The 23,710-nt window shown below is 61.2% G+C and carries 23 protein-coding genes; 9 read left to right on the top strand and 14 right to left on the bottom strand.

The annotated features are described in order from the left end of the window. The first annotated feature begins 46 nt into the window (after positions 1-46). Together GZH79_RS03490 and GZH79_RS03485 are read left to right on the top strand one after the other, a co-directional pair. A complete protein-coding gene (locus GZH79_RS03490; RefSeq protein WP_249218962.1) occupies positions 47-700 on the top strand; it encodes an aspartate/glutamate racemase family protein in 654 nt (217 codons plus the stop codon). Continuing rightward, a complete protein-coding gene (locus GZH79_RS03485; protein ID WP_211641868.1) occupies positions 684-1,436 on the top strand; it encodes a hydratase in 753 nt (250 codons plus the stop codon). Before GZH79_RS03490 ends, GZH79_RS03485 begins: the two co-directional genes overlap by 17 nt. Here GZH79_RS03485 and GZH79_RS03480 read toward each other — a convergent pair. From GZH79_RS03480 to GZH79_RS03445, 8 genes are read right to left on the bottom strand one after another with little or no spacing between them, the layout of a single operon-like run. After that, positions 1,396-2,751, bottom strand: coding sequence for an amidase (locus tag GZH79_RS03480; RefSeq protein WP_211641867.1), 1,356 nt, complete (start codon positions 2,749-2,751; stop codon positions 1,396-1,398). The two genes, GZH79_RS03485 and GZH79_RS03480, sit on opposite strands and share 41 nt — an antisense overlap. A 4-nt stretch (positions 2,752-2,755) precedes the next feature. Then, entirely contained in the window at positions 2,756-3,661 is a 906-nt protein-coding gene (locus tag GZH79_RS03475) for an N-carbamoyl-D-amino-acid hydrolase (RefSeq protein WP_211641865.1), read from the bottom strand. 54 nt (positions 3,662-3,715) lie between these two features. Further along, positions 3,716-4,177, bottom strand: a complete 462-nt coding sequence (locus GZH79_RS03470) for a RidA family protein (protein WP_211641864.1) — start codon at positions 4,175-4,177, stop codon at positions 3,716-3,718. Next, a complete protein-coding gene (locus tag GZH79_RS03465) occupies positions 4,174-5,145 on the bottom strand; it encodes an ABC transporter ATP-binding protein (RefSeq protein ID WP_211641862.1) in 972 nt (323 codons plus the stop codon). The genes GZH79_RS03470 and GZH79_RS03465 overlap by 4 nt, the downstream gene beginning before the upstream one ends. Continuing rightward, entirely contained in the window at positions 5,142-6,185 is a 1,044-nt protein-coding gene (locus GZH79_RS03460) for an oligopeptide/dipeptide ABC transporter ATP-binding protein (protein ID WP_211641859.1), read from the bottom strand. Before GZH79_RS03460 ends, GZH79_RS03465 begins: the two co-directional genes overlap by 4 nt. After that, the gene (locus tag GZH79_RS03455; protein ID WP_211641858.1) at positions 6,172-7,065 is read right to left on the bottom strand and encodes an ABC transporter permease; all 894 of its coding nucleotides are present in this window, start codon (positions 7,063-7,065) and stop codon (positions 6,172-6,174) included. Before GZH79_RS03455 ends, GZH79_RS03460 begins: the two co-directional genes overlap by 14 nt. Next, positions 7,062-8,015: an ABC transporter permease gene (locus GZH79_RS03450; protein WP_211641857.1), complete on the bottom strand. Its 954-nt coding sequence runs from the start codon at positions 8,013-8,015 to the stop codon at positions 7,062-7,064. Before GZH79_RS03450 ends, GZH79_RS03455 begins: the two co-directional genes overlap by 4 nt. Positions 8,016-8,055: 40 nt before the next feature. Then, on the bottom strand, positions 8,056-9,651 hold the full coding sequence (locus GZH79_RS03445) for an ABC transporter substrate-binding protein (RefSeq protein WP_249218961.1): 1,596 nt from the start codon (positions 9,649-9,651) through the stop codon (positions 8,056-8,058). A 299-nt stretch (positions 9,652-9,950) separates the two neighbouring features. Between GZH79_RS03445 and GZH79_RS03440 the strand changes: the two genes are divergently transcribed. Beyond that, the gene (locus GZH79_RS03440; RefSeq protein ID WP_211641855.1) at positions 9,951-10,577 is read left to right on the top strand and encodes an isochorismatase family protein; all 627 of its coding nucleotides are present in this window, start codon (positions 9,951-9,953) and stop codon (positions 10,575-10,577) included. A gap of 34 nt (positions 10,578-10,611) precedes the next feature. On the opposite strand, the gene GZH79_RS03435 is transcribed toward GZH79_RS03440, so the two are convergent. From GZH79_RS03435 to GZH79_RS03410, 6 genes are all read right to left on the bottom strand, one after another. Continuing rightward, positions 10,612-11,211 (bottom strand): malonic semialdehyde reductase, encoded by a 600-nt coding sequence (locus GZH79_RS03435; RefSeq protein WP_211641853.1) that lies wholly within the window; start codon positions 11,209-11,211, stop codon positions 10,612-10,614. Positions 11,212-11,227: 16 nt separating this feature from the next. Next, entirely contained in the window at positions 11,228-12,523 is a 1,296-nt protein-coding gene (locus GZH79_RS03430) for an amidase (protein WP_211641852.1), read from the bottom strand. A 163-nt stretch (positions 12,524-12,686) separates the two neighbouring features. Then, positions 12,687-13,685, bottom strand: coding sequence for an ABC transporter permease (locus GZH79_RS03425; protein WP_249218960.1), 999 nt, complete (start codon positions 13,683-13,685; stop codon positions 12,687-12,689). Next, complete coding sequence (locus GZH79_RS03420) at positions 13,682-15,283, bottom strand: sugar ABC transporter ATP-binding protein (RefSeq protein WP_211641850.1); 1,602 nt, start codon at positions 15,281-15,283, stop codon at positions 13,682-13,684. Before GZH79_RS03420 ends, GZH79_RS03425 begins: the two co-directional genes overlap by 4 nt. A gap of 3 nt (positions 15,284-15,286) precedes the next feature. After that, complete coding sequence (locus GZH79_RS03415) at positions 15,287-16,381, bottom strand: substrate-binding domain-containing protein (RefSeq protein ID WP_211641848.1); 1,095 nt, start codon at positions 16,379-16,381, stop codon at positions 15,287-15,289. Between the two features lie 140 nt (positions 16,382-16,521). Beyond that, positions 16,522-17,766, bottom strand: a complete 1,245-nt coding sequence (locus tag GZH79_RS03410) for an MFS transporter (protein WP_211641847.1) — start codon at positions 17,764-17,766, stop codon at positions 16,522-16,524. 74 nt (positions 17,767-17,840) lie between these two features. Between GZH79_RS03410 and GZH79_RS03405 the strand changes: the two genes are divergently transcribed. From GZH79_RS03405 to ribB, 6 genes are all read left to right on the top strand, one after another. Next, the gene (locus tag GZH79_RS03405; RefSeq protein ID WP_211641846.1) at positions 17,841-18,590 is read left to right on the top strand and encodes a GntR family transcriptional regulator; all 750 of its coding nucleotides are present in this window, start codon (positions 17,841-17,843) and stop codon (positions 18,588-18,590) included. Between the two features lie 157 nt (positions 18,591-18,747). Then, entirely contained in the window at positions 18,748-19,830 is a 1,083-nt protein-coding gene (gene rutA, locus GZH79_RS03400; RefSeq protein WP_211641845.1) for a pyrimidine utilization protein A, read from the top strand. Between the two features lie 11 nt (positions 19,831-19,841). Beyond that, complete coding sequence (locus tag GZH79_RS03395) at positions 19,842-21,272, top strand: amidase (protein ID WP_211641843.1); 1,431 nt, start codon at positions 19,842-19,844, stop codon at positions 21,270-21,272. Then, positions 21,269-22,546 (top strand): amidase, encoded by a 1,278-nt coding sequence (locus GZH79_RS03390; RefSeq protein ID WP_211641841.1) that lies wholly within the window; start codon positions 21,269-21,271, stop codon positions 22,544-22,546. The genes GZH79_RS03395 and GZH79_RS03390 overlap by 4 nt, the downstream gene beginning before the upstream one ends. Continuing rightward, positions 22,533-23,018, top strand: a complete 486-nt coding sequence (locus GZH79_RS03385; RefSeq protein WP_211641839.1) for a flavin reductase family protein — start codon at positions 22,533-22,535, stop codon at positions 23,016-23,018. The genes GZH79_RS03390 and GZH79_RS03385 overlap by 14 nt, the downstream gene beginning before the upstream one ends. A 14-nt stretch (positions 23,019-23,032) precedes the next feature. Further along, entirely contained in the window at positions 23,033-23,674 is a 642-nt protein-coding gene (gene ribB / locus GZH79_RS03380; protein ID WP_211641838.1) for a 3,4-dihydroxy-2-butanone-4-phosphate synthase, read from the top strand. Positions 23,675-23,710: the final 36 nt, after the last annotated feature.

The raw sequence follows: 23,710 nt of genomic DNA, 5'->3' as shown, positions 1-23,710 counted from the left end.
TACCATGACTATCAGTGGCTGTAGTCAGGCTTTGCGGCGAGGCACAATGACGACCACCCTGCTGATGAATCCGAATTCCAACGCGGCGACAACGGATGTGATGTGCCGTATCGCAGCCACCTGCCTGCTGAACGCGCCGGTGCCGTGGACCGCGCCGGTGGGGCCGAAGATGATCACAACGGCAAAGGCGCTGTGTGCCGCAGCGGATATCATCGCCAAGGCGGAGATACACGATTGGCCGGATATGATCATTGTCGCGGCGTTCGGTGATCCGGGGGCGCTGCGGCTCGCCCGACGTGCGCCCTGTCCAGTGATCGGGATTGGTGCAGCCGCCGCAAGGGAGGTCGCATCCACTGGTGCGGCCTTTGCGGTCGCCACGACAACGCCCTCGCTTGTCCCGTCGATTGATGGCTTGATGATGTCACATGCACAGGGCGCAACTTATGTGGGCTGTTTTTGTGCGAATGACGATCCGGACGTGCTGATGCTGGACGCGCAAGCACTTGATGCGGCACTTCTCGTGCAAATCGCACGCGCCGCGGATGCGGGCGCACAACATGTCATCATCGGCGGTGGCCCACTTGGCGCCGCGGCAGAACGTTTGCGCGACGTGTCACCCGTACCATTGATCAATCCGATCCTGAGCGCCGCGCGCGCGGTGCAACGCACCATCGAAAATAAACATGTCCAGAACAGATGACATCATCGCGGCCCTAGTCGCGGCGCACCGATCCGGCAGCAGGGTCTTGGAAACCGGCGCGGTCCTGTCCCGCGCCCAGATCATGTCGATCCAGTCCGGCGTCAGCGCGGCACTGGGCCCGGTGGCGGGTTTCAAGGTGGGCGCTGACCCCGACGGGGGCCCGCCGGTGATCGCACCCATTCAGGCCCGATACCAAGAACGCGATGGTGGCGTCAGGCAGACGACCGACCCGGTCGGGATCGAACTCGAGATCGGATTTACGCTGACCCGCGCGCTGCCCACGGCGTCATTGCCGGACCGCGTTCAGGATTATTTCCGGCCCTGCATCGTGCTGGAACTGGTCGGATCACGCATGACTGGTGAAAACGCCGCACGTCCCGATCTGAAGTTCGCAGATTTTCAGATCAACGCCGGTATGGTGAACGGCCCCTGTGTCATGCACTGGGACGGCGCGGATTTCGGGACCTTGCCGGCACGGCTTGCGTCGGAAACGCAGGTTGTCCTTGACAGACCCGCGACGGTGCCAGGCGGATCAGCGCTTGCGAACCTCGCATTGCTGGTGGCGCACCTTGGTGATTATTGTGGCGGTCTTCACGTCGGGCAAACGGTCATCACCGGGTCATTGTGCGGCTTGCCGTGGTTCGGGCCGGAAGCCGTCGTGACCGGCTGGATAAAAGGCTTTGGCGCAGTTTCGATCAACCTGAAAACGGCAAATGCGGCCAGCGAAACGGGCTAAGGATCGGGGCGATCAAATCCATCAGCCGGCCTTCGTCACCGATCTTGCCAATCAGTTGCATGCCGATGGGAAGGCCACTGGCGACAGGCGCCGGAAAGGCGATCGCGGGCAGGCCCGCGGCGTTGACCCAACCGGTATAGACCGCATGCCCGCGTGGTCCGACGCTTTTGCCCGCTATCACGGGCGGGTGACTGTCCGCGGCGGGCCAAGGTTGCGCCGCAGAGGTCGGCATCAGGATTGCGTCAAACCCCCAAAGATCGCGCGCAGCGGCACGCAGAGCATTGATCTGGGTAAGGGCGGACTGAAATGTAGTGGCCAAGATCGCGTCGCCGCGGGCCGCCATCGCTCGGTATTTGGGTGCGGCGCTTTGCGCGACGTCGGGGTCGTTGCGAAAATATGCGGACAGCCCCACGTCCACGACCTGACCCCAGACGGTATTCAGATCTGCAAGATCATAGGGCAATCGCCCCGTTCTGACGTCGTGTCCCTGAGCCGCCAGAGCGTCGACTGCGGTCGCAAAGGCCTGCAGGATGGCCGGATCGCACGGCGAACCTGCAAGGATGGGAACAGCAAGTATTCGGCAGGCACCAACAGGGGCCGGATCATGTCTGCGCCCCGACAGTACCGAATCCAGCAACCGCAGATCGCGTAACGACCGGGCGACTGGACCCGCGACTTCGAAATCAAGCAGCAGCTGCGTCAGCCCGTCGCGCCGGGGCACATGGCCAAGACCCGGTTTCAGGCCAACGAGCCCTGTGTACCCTGCGGGTCTGCGGATCGACCCGCCGCCGTCCGTCGCAAGCCCCGCGAAAGCCATCCCAGAAGCTACCGCCGCGACGACTCCGCCTGATGAACCGCCGGGTGTAAGTGTGGGATCAAACGGGTTTCGCGTCACGCCAAAGGTTGTATTGGCGGTATATCCATCGATTGCAAATTCTGGCGTATTGCCTTTGCCAATCACCAGCGCACCGGCGGCCCGCAGACGCGCGACCGGCAGTTCGTCATGGTCTGCGATCCGGCCTGCCAGCGACGCGTTCCCCCACGCCGCAGGCAGCCCCCGCGACACAAGGTTGTCTTTTATCACAACGGGTACCCCGTCGAGAGGACCCATCGCCAGCCCTTTGGCCCAGCGGTCCGTGGCGGCCTGAGCGTCCGTCTGCAGGGTTTTGGATCGTGCAGAATAGGCGTTCAGCAAAGGGTCCCATTGTGCGATACGGTCAAGCACAAGGTTCACGGCGTCATGCGGCGTGGCAGTCCCGGCAGCAAATGATTCCAGCAAATCAGTGACGTCAGCATGGGCGAGACGGTCCGCCACAGCGTCAGCCTGCCGTCGGTGCGGTCAGCAAACCATAGGTCTGGGGTTCGCGATGCTGGGCAAGGTCAAAGATATTGCGGCGGATTTCAGCGCAACGATCAAGGTCGATGCGACTGGTGATGACTTCGTCCGCCACACCCTGCGCCTGCGCTACGATTTCACCCGTCGGAGCCACGATCATGCTGCCGCCGATCAGATCGCAGCCTTCCTCGCACCCTGCCTTGGCCGACGCCAGCGCCCAAAGTCCGTTTTGATAGCAGCCCGCCTGTATCGACAACGCGTTGTGGAAATATTGCAGGTGATCGTGTTCCGGTGCGGGTGGATAGTGCAGCGGTGTATTGTATCCAAGCGCAACCAGTTCCGCACCCTGCAGGCCCAACATTCGCCAAGTTTCAGGCCACCGCCGGTCGTTGCAAATACACATCCCCACCTTGCCGCCCACCGCGTCAAAAACAGGAAATCCCAGATCGCCTGTTGCGAAGTAGCGTTTTTCGAGATGCTGAAAGGGCCGCCAATCTTCGGGTTCGCGATGTCCGGGCAGGTGAATCTTGCGGTATTTACCGACGATCCTGCCACATTCGACCATGATCGCGGTATTAAAACGGTGTCCGTCCGGTGTCAGTTCCGCATAGCCAAGGTGAAATGTCAGGTTCAGGCGCACCGACAGATCGAACAGCGGTTGCACGGCGGGATTTGGCATCTCGGTTTCGAACCAATGGTCCAGCGCGGCGCCTTTCATATACCAGCGCGGGAAAAACGTCGTCAGGGCAAGTTCAGGAAATACGACCAGCGTGGCCCCACGGTCGGCAGACTCGGACATCATCGCGCACATCCGTTTTACTGCACTGCTGCGCGGTTCATCGCGCGCAATCGGACCCATCTGCGCAACAGCGGCGATCAGGCTACGCATGCTGCGCTTCTGACCGTCGCGCAGCCCGGCCAGCCCGAGCGTTGCGGACCACGCTCATGTGTACGCGATCATGGCATCGACCTCGACCGCTGCGTTGACCGGCAAGCTTGACACACAGACGGCGGTGCGCGCATGGCGGCCCGCGTCGCCGAACAGCGCAATGAAAAGATCGGACGCCCCATCGATCACCGCAGGCCCAGCGCCAAACCCCGGCGCGGCGTTGACGAATCCGCCAAGGCGCAAGATCGCATCAATGCGATCCAACGATCCCAGCGCCTCCTTTGCGCAGAACAGCAGGTTGAGGGCGCACATCTGCGCGGCCTTGCGGGTCTCTTCCATGTCCGAGGCGTCTGTCACCGGGCCGAACCAGCGCGGCTCGCCATTCCATTCGCATATTTGACCAGACAACATCAGCAGTCCGTTCCACGTGCGCGCCTTTACAAAACTGGCACGTGGCGGACAGGTGGACGGCAGCGCCAAACCCAGGTCCGCCAATCGACGCTCGATACCGCTCATATGGCCGGTTCCTGTTCCAGCACGCAGGCAACGGCGCGGCCCGGTCCCCTGTTCACCAGCGGCGGACGCGCCTCGCGGCAGACCGGCAGCGCAGACGGGCAACGCGGGGCAAAAGGGCATGACGTCGGCGGTTCTTCCAGCGTCGGTGGCGCACCAGGAATCGCATCAAGGCGCGAGCCCTTGACCGCACCGTGCAGGTTCGCGGCCAGCAGCCCCTTTGTATAGGGGTGGCGCGGGTCCTTGATGATCTGTGATATGGTCCCGGTTTCCACGATTGTGCCCGCATACATCACGGCCACCCGGTCCGCGATTTCCACAGCCACGCCGATGTCGTGGGTCACGAAAATCACGGACATGTCCATCTCTTGCTGCAACTCTCTTAACAACAACAGCACCTGCATCTGCACGGTCGCGTCCAGCGCCGTCGTCGGCTCATCGGCCAACAGAAGACGTGGTCCGCAGGCCAGCGCCAGCGCGATCATTGCCCGCTGCCGCATGCCGCCCGACATCTCATGCGGGTAGTTGTCCAGACGGCGTTCCGCAGATGGGATGCGCACGCGTTTGAGCATGTCCAGCGCCCGTGATCGCGCCGCGACGCGGGAAACGCCTTCGTGGCGGATCACGGTTTCTGCGATCTGGGTGCCAATGGAATAGACCGGGTCCAGCGCAAGCGACGGATCCTGAAAGATCATCGCAACATCGCGCCCACGAAAATCAGCCAGCGCACGACCTTTCAGCGCCAGCACGTCGCGCCCGTCGAACCTGATCCTGCCGCCAATCTGCGTCCGGCGTCCGGGCAGCAACTGCATGATGGATTTGAGCGTGACACTCTTGCCCGATCCGCTTTCGCCCAGCAGGGCCAAGACCTCTCCTTTGGCGACCGACAGGCTGACGCCGTTGATCGCGTGGACGGTGCGTTCGCCGGAAAAACGGACGGTGAGGTCTTCTATCTCAACAAGTGCTGTCATGTCGTGGCCTCTGGATGGCCGGAATTGGGATCATGCAGGTGGCAGGCGACCTGATGCCCCGGTCCCAGCGTCGTGACCTTGGGCCGGGTCATGCCGCAGACGGCACTGGCCTGCGGGCAGCGGGTGTGAAAACGACAGCCGGACGGCGGGTCGATCGGATTGGGTGGATCACCCGCAAGCGGTGGCACCTGCGTGCGCGCATCGGGGTCCATCGACGGCATCGCGGCAAACAGCGCCGCCGTGTAGGGATGCGCCTGCTTATGATAAAGTGCCTCTGCAGGTCCGACCTCTACGATCTCGCCCAGATACATCACCATCAGCCTGTCAGAAATGAAGCGTACGACGTTCAGATCATGACTTATGAACATGTACGTCAGGTCAAAATCCCGCCGCAAGTCATCGAGCAGGTTCAGCACCTGCGCCTCGACCGATTTGTCGAGCGCCGAAACGGCCTCGTCCAGGATCAGCAGACGCGGACGCATCGCCAAGGCACGTCCGATGTTGACACGCTGCCGCTGGCCGCCCGACAATTCGTGCGGGTAGCGACCGGCAAAGCGCGCGGGGTCCAGACCGATACGGTCCAGCAGATCGCGCGCAATCGCCAGCGCCTCGGCTTGTGGGACGCCGTTGACCTTTGGGCCAAAGGCAATGGTTTCCTCAATGGTAAGGCGGGGGTTGAGAGACGCAAAGCTGTCCTGAAACACCATCTGCACGCCGCGACGCAGGTTGCGCAGGCTAAGGTCTGCGCCCAATTCCTGCCCGTCGTAGATGATCTTGCCCCCGGTGACCGGTACCAGCCCGATTAACAGGCGCGCGGTCGTGGATTTGCCGCAACCGGATTCGCCGACCACGCCCAGCGTCTCGCCTTTTCGAATTGTAAAATCGATCCCGTCTACGGCACGGACAACTTTTTTGGGGGCGAAGGTGCCCGATCTGACCGGGAAATGGCAGGTCAGGTCGCGGGCGGTGATCAGCGGCTGCGCCGGGCCGCCGACGTCGGCCAGCGACGGCGCAATGCTTAGGGTATTACTGGCGGACATTCATCGCACTCCTCAGGCCGTCGGACAGCAGGTTCAGGCAGAGCGACGTGATAAAGATCATCATCCCCGGCAGGGCCGCCACCCACGGATTGATGTAGATCGCGGTGCGCAGGGTATTCAGCATCAGGCCCCATTCCGGCTCTGGTGGTTTGACGCCAAGTCCCAGAAACGACAGACCGGCAGAAATGATCATGCACACGCTGGTCAGGCTGGTCGCATAGACGAAAATCGGCCCCAGCACATTGCCCAGCACCTGAACGCGGACGATCGTGAAATTGCCTGCCCCGCTGGCCCGTGCCGCATCGACGTAGTCCAGCTTGCGCACCGAAGCGGTAACGCTTTCCGCGACCCGCGTAATCGGCGGGATAAAGACAATGGTCAACGACACCAAAGAGTTGACGATCCCCGCGCCCAACGCACCGGAAATCGCGATGGCCAGCAAAACAGAAGGAAACGCAAAGAAAACGTCCGTCACCCGCATGATCAGCGCATTGATCCAGCCGCCGACATAGCCGGCGATCAGCCCAAGGGTGGTGCCGATGACAAAGGCCGTGACGACCGGCGTGATGCCAAGAAACAGCGTCAGCCGCCCGCCATAGATCAGCCGCGACAGCATGTCCCGGCCCAGTTCATCAGTCCCGAGGATGTGCCCTTCGGTCCCGATCGGTTTCAGCCGGTTGATCATCGACCCGGTGTAAGGATCGGCAAAACCAAGCCACGGCGCGAAAGTCGCGGAAAAGATAAGCGCCAGAAGGATCGCGGCACAAATCAGTGCCGCAGGATCTCGCCGCAAGCGGTGCCAGACCCCGGCCCAATAACTGACAGTAGGCGCGGCCGGGACTTCGATTACGACGGATGCGGGTGTGGTGGTAAAGGTCATGCGCGCGAGATCCTTGGGTCGATCATGGATTGGGCGATGTCCACCAACAGGTTCAGCGTGACAAAGAACATCGCCAGCACAAGGATCGTACCTTGCAGCATTGGCAGGTCCCTTTGCAGGATCGCGACGGACAGCAGGTAGCCGGAGCCCGGCCAATTGAAGACCGTCTCGATCAGGATTGATCCACCCAGCAGATAGCCCAGCTGAAGGCCGATAACGGACAGCGCCGTGGGGGCTGCATTTCGCGCGACGTGGCGCAGCACGCCGGTTCGCGTCATGCCCTTGGCATAAAGCGCTTGAACAAAGTCCTGATCCAGAATGTCCGACACCAACGCCCGCGTCGTGCGCATGACGATTCCCATCGGCACCACGGCCAGTGTGATCGCGGGCAGGACAAGGTGGCGCATGTGTTGCCAGTCCCAGACCCAGGCGCCCGACCCACCCGGCCCGGCCCCCATCGACGGCAGCAACGGCCAGGTGATCGAGAAGATGATGACCAGCACCATCCCCAGCCAGTAATTCGGCGTGGATACGCCAGCAATCGCAGATGCGGTGATGATGCGGTCCCAGACCGTATCGCGCAGGTAACCCGCCATGAAACCAAAGAAGATGCCCAGCGGAAAGCCGATGACGCTTGCAGCGGCGGCCAGAAGCAACGTGTTTCCGACGGCGCGTGTCACTTCCGGTCCGACCGGGCGGCCCGTGGCGATGGACCGCCCCAGATCGCCCTGCACAGCGTTGGACAGCCAGATGCCGAACTGCACCGGCAATGGTTTGTCAAAGCCGTAGACAGCACGCATTTCCGCCTCCTGCTCGGCGGTGGCATCGATGGGCATGATGGCGACCAGCGGGTCACCGGGGGCAATGTGCACGAGCAGGAAACAGATCAGGCTGACGCCAAGGGCGACAGGGATCACAGAGACCAAACGGCTGAAAAGATATCCAAGCATGACAATCGGACGGGGCGGCGCGGTGGCCGCCCCTGCCCTTTTACTCCATCGTGATTGAGCTGAAGTTCTGGTACCAGTTCTGCGCCTGCACGAAGCCCTTTACGTTGGCCGCCATGGCGCGCGGTGCCACGTCGTGGGTAACCATCAGGAACAGCGCATCATTCACGAATTTTTCGTGCGTTCGTTGCAGGACCTTGATCTGCTCATCGGGATCGAAAGTGGTGCGGATCTCATTGAACAGCTCTTCCATCTCTGGGTCGCAGTAATGACCCCAGTTGGTACCGTTCGGAGCGATCAAATCGCAGGACAGGTGGCGGATCAGGCCGGTGAACGGGTCCTGGATGAAATAGGTAAAGTTGATCGATTGCGTGTCCTGACTGCTTTCGTCCGCTGCACCGGCACGCCAGATGTTGATCATCGTGTTCCATTCGACGACCTCGAATTCCACGTCGATCCAGACCTCGGCCAGATTTTGCTGGATATATTCATTCATCGGCAGCGGCAGCATCTGCCCTGAACCAGAGGGCGAGATCAACGCTTTGACTGCCAGCCGGTTGTCCGGCCCATAGCCTGATTCCTCCATCAGCGCCTTTGCCGCGTCCACGTCGTAGGACACCTTGAATTCCGGCGTGCCGAACCATTGCGACCCCGGTGGCAGAAAGCCTTCGGCGGGAACCATCATGCCGCCCAGCAGCGTCGACATGCCTTCACGGTCGATGGCCAGATTGGCCGCTTTGCGCACGTTGATGTCATTCCACGGCGACCCGTCCAGCCGCGACAGGTGCCATGTCCAGTTGTGCGGCAATGTATTGGACACGACGCTGAAACCATTGCCCTGCAAGGCCGGGATCACGTCGGGGGCAGGTGCCTCGATCCAGTCGACCTGACCGGACATCAGGGCGGCGGACCGCGCATTGGGTTCGGGCAACGGAATAAGGATCAGCTTGTCCAGTTGCGGCACCCGGGTCGTGTCCCAATACGCTTCGTTCGGTAAAAGTTCGGCACGTTCACGCGGCACAAAGCTGTCCAAGATCCAAGGGCCGGTGCCCGATGGATCCTCGGCAAAGGCGTCCCAGCTTTTATCCAAAGCTTCCCACTGGGCAGGTGACGACATCAGGATCCATGCCAACTGATAGGGCAGCGTGGCGTCGGGCACGTTGGTGGTGATCTCCAGCGTCAGCGGGTCGATGGCGCGGTAGCTGGCGACAGCAGGCATACGGGATTTGCCCTGCGCGGACTGGCGCGGGTCATATTGTTCGGATGTATCGTCCAGCAACTTGTCAAAGTTCCAGACCACCGCGTCCGCCGTAAAATCGGACCCGTCGTGGAATTTCACGCCTTCACGCATCTTGAACGTCCATGTCAGATCGTCCTCACCCACCGACCATTCGGTCGCGAGCCCCGGAATCAGCCCTGACGGTTTATCCGCCGACGTAAGATCCCAGTTTATGAGTGCGTCGTAGACTGTATAGCCGATGAACCGCATGCCCTCGCCACCCTGATCGGTCTGGCCTGTGGTCAGCGGGATGTCCGACGCGGTCATCCCGATGCGCAGTGTCCCGTCTGCCCACGCAGGCAGCGCCATAAGGGCAAGGCCGACAGCCGAGCCGAGAAGTGTCGTTCTGATCCGTTTCATCATGTCTGGTCTTTCCCCGTTTTTTACGTCCCAGGACAGGTGGTCCTGTCTCTGAAATCATTCGGAGATCAAGCCATGGCCGAGTCAAACAGCCGATGCTTGCTGCGGGAAGGATTGCAACGAAGTCCTATGAGTGCCTCAGATTTAATCTAAATTCACGGAATGATGCGGATTAGACGTCAATTTTGTAATTTCTCGACGGTTCTGCAGCCATCCTGTCGGCCGGGACTGGAGAGACCCCTGTAAATTTCACAAAATGTACGGACATATTAAAATTCTTGATCACAAGAGAGCCCGCGATGAACGATCTGTCCGACAACTATGCCGGGGTCTACAACAGGACCGTCGGTTTCGGTAAACGACCCTGCCTGCTGCTGATCGACTTTGCGCAGGCCTATTTTGACCGCGATTGCCCACTTTATGCAGGGGTCGACGACGCGCTGGCATCCGCCTTGCGTCTGCGTATCGCCGCTCGTGCGGCCGGTATTCCGATCGTGCTGACGCGCGTGTCCTATGATCCCAAGGGCATCACCGGCGGACGCTTCTTTGAAAAGGCGGCGCCGCTCCGGGCGTTCCTGCCCGATGCGCCAACAGGCAACTTCGCGGCGGGCCTTGTGCCACACGACGACGAAATCATCGTAACCAAGCAGTATCCCAGCGCCTTCTTCGCCACGTCGCTGGCATCGACCCTGACCAGCCTTGGCTGCGACAGCGTTCTGTTGACCGGGCTGACGACATCCGGTTGCGTGCGCGCCACATGCGTCGATGCGATGAGCCACGGTTTTCGTACGCTGGTCGTGGCAGAAGCCTGCGGCGACCGGCACGACGACCCGCACCGCGCGAACCTGTTCGACATGAACGCAAAATATGCAGATGTGATTTCAGAGGATGCGGCGACCGAATATCTGGGCGCTTTCGTCGAATGAAACGGTGGGCGGGACCAATCGGCCCCGCCCGTTTTCAGACGATCGCGCAGGCGTCGTCAAAATCCAGTCGCGGCAGACGGTCATAGACCTTTGACGGATCACCATAGCCGATGTTGCACAGGAAATTAACCTTCCAGCCACGGTCTGCCAAAAACGCCTCTTCGACCTTTTCGGTATCGAAACCTGACATGGGTCCCACGTCCAGCCCCAGCGTCCGCGCGGCAAGCATCAGGTAGCCGCCCATCAGCGTGCCGTTGCGAAATGCCGTTTCGTGCGCGACCGCTTCGGATCCGGTAAACCAGGGGCGTGCGTCCGTGTGTGGGAAAAGTTCTGGCAGCTTGTCGTAAAACGCCGGGTCCCAGGCGATGATCGCGCAGACCGGGGCCGACATCGTTTTGTCGAGGTTGCCACCCGACAGCGCCGGGCGCAGCTTCGATTTTGCTTCGTCACTTGTCACGAAAACGAACCGCCCGGGCGAGCAGTTGGCCGAGGTCGGTCCAAATTTCAGGATATCCCACAGGTCGCGCAATGTCTGGTCGGGCACATTGCGGTCCTGCCAGCCGTTCTGGCTGCGGGCTTCGGTGAAAAGCCGGGCGACGGTCGCCTCGGACATTGCGGCGTCGGCATCAAGCATATTTTATCCCTTATGATTAAAAAGAAGGCGGCGCGGCACGCAGTGCGAGCGCGGTTTCGATGGCATTGGCAACGCGCGCGACGCGCCCATCGGCAAAGGCCGGGCCCATAACCTGCAAGGATAGCGGGCCGTCAGATGTCATCGTGACAGGCAGGCTAAGCGACGGCAAGCCGAGGATCGAAGCGGGCCGCGTGAAACGGGTCAGGCCAGCGATGACGCGGTTCAGTTCCGGATCGTTGCCGATATCGACCAAAGCCCCTTGCGGGGGCACATCCGCAAGCGTCGGCATCAGTATGATGTCAACATCGCCAAAGACATCGACCATGCGTTGCCGCGCGGCCTGCCTGATCTGACCGGCCCGCAGGTAGGACTGTGCCGGGATCGCCGCCGCTTGCACCAGCCGCGCCCGCACCTGCGGGCCATAGGTTTCCGCATGGCGTTGCAGGCGGTCGGCATGAACGGTTGCGGCTTCGCTGATCGCGATGATGTTTGCAGGCTCTGTCAAATCGTCAAAGAAGGCCAACGGTATATCAGTCAGGCCGTGGCCCGCGTGTTCAAGCAGACGGGCCACATCTGCCATCGCCGCCTGCATCCGATCAGACGCGGCCTGTTGCAGGGGGCCGGCCAGCAGTCCGATCCGCAGCGGCCCGCCAGCGTCATCAATCGGCTGTCCCGCGATGATCGACAGGATGGTTGCGGCGCAATCGACCGATGCGGCCAAAGGTCCGACGCAGTCCTGCGTCCATGACAGCGGCATCGCGCCGTCAACCGGAACAAGACCCTGGGTCGGCTTGAACCCGACGACGCCGCTGCACGCCGCCGGAATCCGTATTGATCCACCTGTGTCAGAACCAAGCGCCGCTGGCACGATACCCGCACCCACCGCGACGCCAGACCCGGACGAAGATCCCCCGGTGATTGCCCCCGGCACCAAAGGGTTATCAGGCATGCCGTGGTGCGCGTTGTGCCCGGACGGCCCCATTGCAAATTCGCTCATGGCGAGGCGCCCGATATCGACCTGTCCGGCGGCGTCCAGCCGCGACAGGACCGTGGCCAGCCCCCCTGCCGTGATCGCAGCAGATGGATGCGCGCCCATCCCGACCCGCTCTTGCGGTCGGTCGAACATGTCCTTGTGCGCCAACGGAATGCCGGCAAGCGGACCGGCCGTATTTTCGACGACGCGGACGCTGGCAAAGGCGGTGCTGACGCGCGCCTGATCCACGGCTGCCTGTGTCAGTTCATTTGCGGTCACGCGGCCCGCATCCAGCGCCGCGCGCAGTGCTGCGATGGTCGGTAATGGGGGAAGTGTCATGCTGGCTCCGGCGGGAAAGGCTGTTGACGCTGAAGCCCATCCGTGACGGGCAGCAGCGGATTGTTCCGAACAGCGGCCAGACGCGCAGTCTGGTCCGCATGAATGGCGCGATCCTCGTCCGTCGGAGCGCGACCCAGAAAAGCTGTCAACACGGCGTCCGACATCATCCGAAGCTCTGCGGTTGACGGCCACGGACAAGTTGCGACAGCGATACCGCGACCACCAGTGCCCCACCGTAGAACAGGCTTTGCACAAAGGCATCCGCCCCCAGCATCGTCAGCCCCGTGATCCCGGTAATCAGGAAATACACCGACAAAAGCGTACCCAGCGGATTAAACCGCCCTGGATACAGCGTTGTCGCCCCCAGAAACGCCGCCGCGAAAGCAGGCAGAAGCAACCCGGAACCAGAGTTCGGATCTGCCGACCCCGTCATCCCCGCGTAAAGCACGCCCGCAATCGCAGCGAGCGTCGATGATGTCACCAAAGACATGACCCGCACCCGATCGACCTTGACCCCGTTCAGGCGTGCGACCTCTCGGCCACGGCCAACGAACAGCAGCTTGCGGCCCGCGATGGTGTATTCCAGCACCCACCACATGATCAGCGCCAAGGCGAGCCCGTAGTAGAAGGCAAGCGGGATGCCGAAAAGTCGCTGGATCACCACGACCTCGACCAGATCCATCGAAATGCCCGAAATTGTACGGCTTTGCGACATCCAAAGTGTCAGGCCCTGCAGGAACGTGCCCACGCCCAGTGTGATGATCAGTGAATGGATGCGAAAAAACAGGATGAAAAATGCGTTGACCGCCCCGATCAGCGCCCCGATCCCGATGGCCAGCACGATGGACAGTCCGATCGGAAGGCCAAGCTGCACATTGGTCACGGCGATCAGCATGGCCGAAAATACAAGCACGTTCGCCGCAGACAGATCGAAATCCCCAGCCGTGAGCGGCACGAGAACGGCAAGGGCCAGCACGACCAGCACGGCCTGCGACCCGAACATCGAACTGAATGTGCGCCATGTCAGGAATGTGTCCGGAACGGCGACCGCAAAGATCGCGATCAGCACGGCCCACGCCCCAAGCAGGGCGAAACGCTCGATATCCTTTTTCCAGGCACGTGGCGTCCGGGCCATCGGGGGATGAGTGGTTTGTGCGGTCATGCAAAGACCTCCGTCTGATGTGGTGTTTCCGTATCGGGCAGACCGCTACCAAGGCAGACGCGCGCGATGCGGTCCTTTTCGACATCCTTGCCGGCCAATGTCATCACAGGACGCCCGCGCCAGAACACGACAACCCGGTCGCAAAGCTGTGCAAGCTGTTCGTGATCTGTCGACGCGACCAGAATCGACATGCCCTGCGCCGCCGCGTGATCGAGGGCCGCAAAAATCTGTTGCCGTGCCCCGTAATCGACGCCCTGTGTCGGCTCGTCCAGACACAGCAGTTTGGGTGCTTCGGCCAGCCATTTGCCCAAAAGCACCTTTTGCTGATTGCCGCCCGACAGGTTGCCAAGGTCCGCATCGGGGTTCGCAGGCCGCACGTCGTGATCTGCAATCAGACCAGCCGTTGCCCGGCGCATCATGCCATGACTGAGCCCCGGACCGCGACGCATCCGCGGCAGCGCTAGAAAAGTTGCGTTTTCCGTGACCGACAATGACCCGACACCGCCCTGCCCCATCCGGTCGCCGGGCAGCAACGCGATGCCCGCCGCATGTGCCGTGGCCGGTGGCAGGTTTTCGGCGTCCAGATAGGTGTCGCCAATCTTGATATGGCCCGACCCCTGCATCGCCCCGAACAAAAGATAGGGCACATCGGCAAATCCCGATCCGATCAGACCGGTGACGCCCAGAATCTCGCCCGCTTTCAGGTCCGCGTCGAACCCTTTGCACCGCCCACCCGTCAGGGCTTCGATGGTGACATTGCGTTTTGTCGGGGCGGGGCGGGGCGCACGCACATAGGCGGCAATTGCGCGCCCGACGATGGTATCAAGGATCTGCTGGCGGCTGGTGTCCTTCGTTTTCATCATCGCAGCAAGGCGGCCGTCCCGCATGACCGCCACGCGGTCAGTCAGGGCCAACACCTCGTCGATGTCATGGGTCACGATGATGACCGACGCGCCGGTCGACCGAATGTTGCGCAACACGGTGAACAGCTTTTCGACGTCGGCTACCGACAGGAACGGCGTGGGTTCATCCAGCACCAAAATGCCCTCGCCCGCCCGGCCCGCGTCCGACCGCCGCAGTTCAGCGAAAGCCCGCACGATGGCAACAAAGGCGCGTTCCACCGGCGACAGAGTTTCCACCATGGCGTCCGGGTCGATATCCAGATCGAATTCCGCCATCAGCGCTGCGATCTTGCGCCGCTCTGCCCGCCATTTGATGCCATATGGCCTGCGCGATGTGTCCGAAATCAGCATGTTGTCGACGACAGACAGGCTGGGAATCAGCGCCAGATGCTGATGGACAAAGGCGACACCCATCTGGCGGATGCGCGCGGCATTCAGCGGTAGCGGCAAATCTTCGCCCCACAGCCGCACGACGCTGCCCGGCTGGGGGGAATTGAACCCAGCCAGCACCTTGATCAGGGTTGATTTGCCCGACCCGTTTGCCCCAAGCAACCCCACGATCTCTTTGCGGCGCAAGGTCAGGTTGACGTCGCGCAGAACCTCGACAGAACCGAACTTCATCCGGATCTGCGACATGCGCAGAATATCAGCGTCGTGCGGGCCCGTTCCGGGGGATGCAAGGGGTTTTACTGTCATGGCTTATTCCAGCATCCAAAGTGCGCGAAACCCGGCGATATGGGCGTCGCCGTAGCCATCATCAAAGTTCGCGGGAATGCCTGTCGTCTCGACGTTCGACTTGTCGAAAATCACCAGCGGCACCCCCAGATCCTCTGGAACCGGCAGACCGCACAACACGCGCATCTGCGCATCGACCGCCGCATAGCCCGCCCAGCCAAGGCTTTCACCGATATCCATTTCGACCGTGCCTTCGCGCACCATGTCCAGCACAAAGGGCGTCCCGTTAAAGCTGGCCATCGGGACGTCGGCCCCGGCGATCCGCAGGGCGGGCGTCACGAATTGGGTCATGCTGTCGTAGATCGGAATGATATAGTTGATGTCCGGATTGGCCAGCAGCGCCGACTGCACGCCGGACTGGATGCGCGTTCCCCACTCTGCCAGCGGCACGTTCAGATACTGCTGCGCGCAATCGGGGCAATATTCTGTCAACTGCGTCTGAATGCTTTCGACGAAAGGCAGCGATGGCAGAACATCGTCCGATCCGATGATCAGGACATTTGGCGCACCCTCGGTCTGGACGTAGGCCCACGCGGCGAGCACTTTGCCAACGGAAGAGAACGGCACCTTGGCCGATGCGTCGACAAAATCCGCCTGTTCCTGTGTTTCGTCATACAGGTGCGTGGTCGTGATCATCGCACCGGCGTCCTTTGCCTGCATCAATTGCGGGCCAATCACTTCGGGGTTCAGACCACCTGCAAGGTCGATCAGATCGTAGCCTTGCGTCACCGCCTGATCGACACCCTGAATATAGGAATCCATCCCGCCCTGCGTTTCCCAGACCGTATATTCGAAACCGACGTCGGCGGCTGCCCGGCTCATCGCGTCTTCGAGTGCGACGGCAAAGGGAACGGTCATTGTGACAGGGATCGAAAACACCTTTTTGTCCGCCATGCAGGCCCTGGCATCAAAGGGTTCGCCTTGCGGGACAAAGTCCGGGATAATGCGGTGCTGAGCGATCAGATCCTGCGCATCGGACATGGCATCCGCCTGTGCAAGTGTTGGCAGCAGCAGTGGCAGCAGCAGTGGCAGCAGCCAGATGGCATTACTATTTTTCATTCTCAATCCCCTGTGTGTGACATTGTGATTAATATGTCCGGACATTCATGCGGGATTTGAAAGCGGGATTCGCTGTTTGGTGGTGTAATTTTAATGTTTGCAAAAATTTAAGGCAGCCAGACGATGCGTTTGCACATTTATTATGTCCGTACATACTTTTCCAGCATGTGCCGACGTGCCCCGAGAATGCCACCAGCCAGACCTGGAATCGAAAAGATCGCAAAGCACAGCGGGTAGCTGCCCAAAGCATAGTAGATTGCGGCAAAGATCGACGGCCCCACGATCACACCGATGAACGTGTAGGACAGGATGGCACCCGTCGCGGCCCCCACCCGCCCCGGCGGTGCCGTCCGCGCAATCGCGGCAAGAAATACGCCGTTCCAGCCTGACGCGCAGGCCCCAAGGCAGATCAACATGATCGACAGCACTGACGAAGGTAAGACAGGCTGGAAATAAAGGAACAAGGACAGCGCACCGCCGACAAACCCAAGAAGCGAAAGAACGCGGAATGGCCCAAAACGGTCTGCGACGATACCCCAGCCGACCCGCCCGGTTGCGCCTGCGATCTGCAAAGCCGCGCCAAGCATGCCAGCCTCGGGGATCGTCCAACCGATTTCGACCAGTGAAACGACGGCAAAGGCTGTCACTGTCAGCTGCATCGCGGAAAACAGACAACCAAGCGCTGCCAAGGTGCGCAGCGAAGGGTCAGCCATAACCGCCCGCTGTTCTGCGATCGCAGTCGCCAGAATGCCCGGCCCCGGCCTGCGCACGGGTTGCGGCGTGCGGCCAAGATGGCGCAGCGTGATGATCAAAAGCACCAGCGGCACCACCGCCAGCACCAGCACAGCCGCTTGCCACCCCGACAACCAAAGCGCCACCAGCGGCAAAAGGGCATTTGCAACCACAGCCCCCAGCGGGACACCGCTTTGCTTAAGCGAAAAGACGAGACTGCGCCGTTTTGCTGGCGTCACTTCTTGCAGGATGACGGAAGATGCGGGGTTGTTGATGCCGTAGGCCACGCCAAATAACACCGATGCCAATATCATCAGCACCGGGATGGCCGTGGCAAGCAGGATCAGCCCCGCGATCAGCAGGACAAGTTCCGACGCGATGATCGCCTCGCCACTAAGCCGCGCGACAAGGCTGCCGGCACTCAGTGACGCGAAGAGCCCTGCGAAATAGATGAAACTGACCTGATATCCGATCCAGTAAGCGCCCACATTCAGGGTTTCGGCCACGACGGGCGCCAGCGCCGTCAGCGCCAGCACACTGGATGTTGCAGCGATCTGGACCGCCGTCATGCGTGCCAATGTCAGCCACAGAAGCGCCCCGGCCTGCTTTGTCTCGCCAAAGGCCGTGTGAATTGACATAATACGCTGTGTCACCTGCAAACTCCACATTCTTGTGGCCCAAATTGCACATATGTCCGGACAAATAGCAAGAGGCAGTCCCCACGTTCATGTCCACACATCCTGATCGAGTATCACCGCTTTATCTTCAGATCGCGCACAAGCTGGAACAACGCATCCGCGACGACATTTACCCTGTCGGAACGCTGCTGCCGACAGAGGCAGAGCTGGTTACTGCATTTCAGGTGTCCCGCCACACGATCCGGCAGGCGATCGAACAGCTTAAACGCAACGGCACGCTGTCCGCACGCAAGGGGATCGGCACCAAGGTCGAAAGTCGCGGAACCGACTGGCGCACGCAGTTTCGCGGCCAGTCCCGTCACGATCTGTTCGACTTTTCGCGCGATTCAGAACTGCATTTTCAGACGAAGTCAGAGGTGACGGCACGCAGCGAAATCGCCGCAGAAATGGGTATCCAGCCCGGCCGCAAATTTACGTATGCTGCAGGCCTGCGTTATTTCAAAGGCGAAGACATACCGTTCTGCTGGAACGAGGTCTATCTGGATGAAAGCGTGGCCGAGGTGCTGCAGGGCGTCGACGTGTTGCGAAAGGCGCTTTTTCATATGGTCGAAAGCTACACGGGCGAACGGATCGCGTCGATCCATCAGGAACTGACCCCCGTCCACATCGACGAGCACATCGCGCAGAAACTGGATCTGCCGGCAGGCACGCTCGCGTTGCGCATGACCCGTAGATATCTGTCATCGCGTGGACGATTGCTGGAATATGCGATCCAAACGCTGCCCGGCGACCGATTCCGCTACCGCACGATCCTGTCCGCAGGCGAACCCAAAACCTGAAGCGCCCAACAATTGACCATCACAGCGCAAACAGCGCAAAATTTTCCAGCGCAACGACAAATCAAGCGTATGTCCGGACAAATTTAATGGAATGCTCTGGAGATCCGTCGCTCGATGAAAAGTATGTCCATACAAACACAACACAGAGGGTTTTGTTATGGACATGGGTGTATTCATCCCGATCGGGAACAACGGCTGGCTGATCTCGGAGACCGCGCCGCAGTACAAGCCGTCTTTTGAACTGAACAAACAGGTCGTGCAAAAAGCCGAAGGTTACGGTCTTGAATTCGCGCTTTCCATGATCAAGCTGCGCGGCTTCGGCGGCAAGACGGAGTTCTGGGATCACAACCTTGAAAGCTTTACGCTGATGGCGGGACTTGCCGCCGTCACAAGCAAGATCAAGCTGTTTGCGTCCACCGCGATCCTGACCCTGCCGCCTGCGATCGTCGCGCGCATGGCCAGCACGGTCGACAGCATCGCGCCGGGTCGGTTCGGCATCAACATCGTCACAGGCTGGGCCAAAAACGAATACACCCAAATGGATATCTGGCCGGGCGATGCCTACTTTGGCTACCGCTATGCGTATGGGGGCGAATACGTGCAGGTCATGCGCGATCTGTGGGAAAACGGTTCGTCCGACTTCAAGGGTGAGCATTTCACCATGGACGACTGCAAGCTGTCACCGCGCCCCGAAAAGGTCGAGATCGTAGCCGCCGGGCAATCCGCCAAGGGGATGGCCTTTGCCGCTGAACACGCCGATTACAACTTTGTCATGGGGGTGGGCATCAACACGCCGCTGGCGTTCTCGGATGCTGCGGCAAACCTTGTGGCCGCTGCGGAAATCACCGGGCGGGACGTGGGCGCCTATGTCCTGTTCATGATCATCGCGGACGAGACCGATGAAAAGGCGATGGCGCGCTGGGAACACCTGCGGTCGGGCGTGGATGCCGACGCATTGGCATGGATGGCCGATCAGGGGTCTAAAGATACGACGGCGGACGAAACATCGACCGCCAAGCATATCAACCTGCCGGAGGGTGCTGTGAATTTCAACATGGGGACGTTGGTCGGCTCTTATGCCACCGTCGCTGCCATGCTGGACGATGTGGCAAGCATCGACGGCGTGAAGGGTATCATGATGACCTTTGACGACTTCCTTGGCGGTCTTGATACATTCGGCCAAAAGGTCCAGCCCCTGATGAAGTGTCGTCAGGACAAGCTCGCAATCGCCGCTGAATGATGGATGGCGCAGTGCAAGGCGGCCAGGATCAGGTCCAACCCGCCGATCCATTTGCGCGGTTCGATCTTCATCTTGGTCCGCGACAAGGCGATCCAGCTGCGGTCGTCGATCAGCAGAACGTACCCTGCGGGATCGGTGCGTTGCTGGAACGCTATGCAGCCAACCAGACCAGCCCGCAGGCAGAAATCGAAAATGCCGTAGAACGGTGTGGCATCGCACCCGCGTCAGAGGCGGTCCTGTCGATCCTTGATGCGCAAGACGGCATCGCAGAAGCCACGCGCCGATGGGCCAACGGCACACCGCGACCATTGGAAGGCGTGCCATTCGGCGTGAAGGGCATCGTGGATGTTGCCAATGGTGAAGTGACCTGCGGTTCCGTTTTGACCGGGACACGGATTGCCGAACGGGATGCAGCCAGTGTGGCACGCCTGTGCGCGGCGGGTGCGATCCCCGTCGCAATGTTGGCGACAACCGAATTTGCAGCCGGGTCGCCCTTTAACCCGCGCCACGGTGCCGTGACGAACCCGTATGACGCCAGCCGTTGGACCGGCGGGTCCTCTACAGGCTCTGGTGCTGCCGTGGCCCGCCGCATGCTGCCCTTTGCCCTTGGGACCGACACTGGCGGATCGATCCGTGTGCCATCGTGCTGGTGTGGGGTGACAGGACTGAAACCGACGCGGGGTCTGGTATCAACCGACGGTGTCGCGCCGCTTAGCTGGACGCTCGACCATCTGGGCCCGATGGGTTTGTCGGCCACTGACCTGTCACGGGTCATGCAGGCGATGACCGATCTAGAACCTGTTCCCCTGCGCCCGCTGCGGATTGGCGTGCCCGACGGGTGGTTTACGGAACTGGTCGATGCGTCCGTCCTGACCGCATGGACGGAAGCGTTGTCGGTGATCCAAAACCTTGGCGCGCACTGTGTTCCCGTCAAAACCGCCGAACTGTTCGGCGACATGGCCATGAATCATGAGATTGGCTGGACGATCCTTGCGGCAGAGCTGTCGGCAACTCAACGCCACAACGCCCCTCGCCGGTCCGAACAGGATGCAGGCTTGCAGGCGCGCATCGCGCGTGGTGATGCAGTGATGGCCACCGATTACCTGCTGGCGCTGTCGCATCGGACGATGCTGATCGACAGGCTTCTAAATCGCTGGGATGTCGATCTTTTGCTGACGCCGGGACTCGGCGGCGAAGCTGGTCATCTGGACGGGCTTCGGATTGATGTGGACGACCAGACGTTTGGGTTCGACATCATCTCACGCAATACGATGATCTGGGATCTGACTGGATTTCCCGCCTTGATGCTGCCCTCTGGCAAAGGGCGCGGTGGTCTGCCGCTTGGCATCCAGATCGTGGGGCGGCCTTGCGATGACGCGCTGGTGCTTGCGCTGGGGGCTGCGTTCCAGTCCGTGACCGACCATCATCTGATGCAGCCATGACTGATCTGACCCGGTTGACAGCCGTAGACGCCCTGGCTGGAATGCGGCGCGGTGCGTTTTCGGCGCTTGACCTGACACGCGCCTGTCTGGCCCGGATCGCAGCCCGCGACGGTGAACTGCAGGCGTGGCTGTGTTTGAACCCGCAGGCCGAAGCCCAGGCCGCCACGATACGGGCCGATGATCCGCGCCCCTTGGCTGGACTGCCCGTCGGGATCAAGGATGTATTTGACACCGCCGGGATGCCGACGACCTACAACTCTCCGCTATTTGACGGGTACCAGCCTGCCCGTGATGCAGCGGCGGTCGCCCTGCTGCGTGCGGCGGGCGCCATCGTCATCGGCAAGACCGATACAACCGAATTCGCAGCTGCGGGCCGGAACGCGGCGACGGGCAATCCGGCAAACCTGCGGCACACGCCGGGTGGATCATCTGCCGGATCGGCCGCCGCCGTGGCCGACTTTCACGTGCCGCTGGCATTATCGACCCAGACAGGCGGATCGACGATCAGACCCGCAAGCTATTGCGGCGTCACCGCGATGAAACCCAGCTTTGGCCTGATTTCGACCGAAGGCATGAAACGCTACGCACCCAGTTTCGACACCGTGGGCTTTCACGCGCGCGATGTCGACGATCTCGCACTTGTGTCCCGTGTGTTCGATCTGCCGACGGCCCCTGCATCCGGCCATGTCAGGATCGGCATATGTCGCACCCCATACGCCGATCAGCTGACTACCCCGATGATCGCGCTGATGGATGCGCTGTCCGATCGTCATCCCGACTGGATAGTCTTTGATTTGCCACCTGCCTTTCAAGAGATCGACGATCTGCACCGCGCCGTGATGTTCGCCGAAGGTGCCGCAGCCTTTCTGCCGCTTTTGCGTACCAACGGCGACGACCTTCACACCGATTTTCAGGCGCGCATCGCAAGCCGCACACCTGCCACGATGCGCGATGCCTTTACCGCCCGCGACCGTCTGGCGCGGCTTGCAGGTGAGCTGGAAAATCTGATGAAATCAGCCGGCATAGACGCACTTATTGCGCCGGCCGCACCGGGCACGGCACCGCTTGGCCGTACGCCGGGTGATCCTGTGTTCAATTCGCTCTGGACGGCGCTGCAGGTGCCCTGCATCGCGCTTCCCGCCGGTCACCACGACGGTTTGCCGATCGGCCTGCAGGTCGTTGGTCCCCGTGCGTCCGACGGGCTGCTGCTGCAGGTCGCGGGCAAAATTGCACCCTTGCTTGCGTTAAAGGAGATGTCGCTTGACACAGTCTGAAGATTTCAAGGCCGGCATGCGCCGACTTGCCGCCGGTGTCAGCCTGATCACCACGGAAGGGGACGGGCGACGCTATGGCCTGATCGCGACCGCCGTCACATCAGTTTGTGCCGAACCGCCAACCCTGCTGATCTGCGTCAACCGGACAGCGTCGATCCACGCACACCTGACGCAGGCGGGGGCGTTTTGCGTCAACGTGCTGTCGGTCATGCAATCGGACATCGCAACCCGATTTGCCACGCCGGTGGATCGTGACACGCGTTTTGAAACTGGCACTTGGACGACCCGCGAAACCGGATCGCCCGCGCTGCAGGGGGCATGTGTCAGCTTTGACTGCCGCACGACACATCAGATGACACAAGGCACCCATACTGTCCTGTTCGGAGAAATCGTCGACGTCTGGCTTCAGGACGCCGCCGCGCCACTGACGTATCACGAGGGATGCTTTGGCACCCTGGCCAAGATTGCATGAAAGGAGACTTGCCCATGCAACACCTGAAGGAAATGACCCGAAGCACCATGTCGCCTGCGATGGCCGATGCCATCGCGGCCCTGCAACGGGGTGAGGGCGTGATCGTTGCCGACGATCCGGACCGCGAGAACGAGTGTGATTTTGTCTTTGCGGCCCAAACCCTGACAGAGGCGCAGATGTCCCTGATGATCCGCCACGGGTCGGGCATTGTCTGCGCCGTCATCACAGAGGATCACGCCCGCCACATGGGTCTGCCCCCGATGGTGGCGGACAACGCCTCTCCCTACCAAACGCCGTTCACCGTCTCGGTCGAGGCTGCAACCGGTGTCACGACCGGCGTGTCGGCCCGTGACAGGACACGGACCGTCGCCGCCCTGTGCGCCGACACCGCCAGTCCCGGCGACTTGCGCAGCCCCGGCCATGTTTTCCCGCTGGTCGCACGATCAGCAGGCTTGCGTGTCCGTCGGGGACATACAGAGGCCACACTGGCCCTGATGCAGCTTGCGGGCCTGCCAGAAACGGGGGTCCTGTGTGAAGCGATGACGGACGACGGTCGCATGGCCACCTATGCCGACATTGCGGGCCTTGATGCGGCGCGGGACATGCCGCTTATCACGATTGACGACATCATGACCTGCATTGGCGATCCTGACTGACGACGCCGTTACCATCGCACGATGTTGCAGACCCAG

Source organism: Loktanella sp. SALINAS62 (genome assembly GCF_018263905.1).
Classification (GTDB): domain Bacteria; phylum Pseudomonadota; class Alphaproteobacteria; order Rhodobacterales; family Rhodobacteraceae; genus Loktanella.
This window is presented reverse-complemented; position numbering and strand designations above follow the sequence as displayed.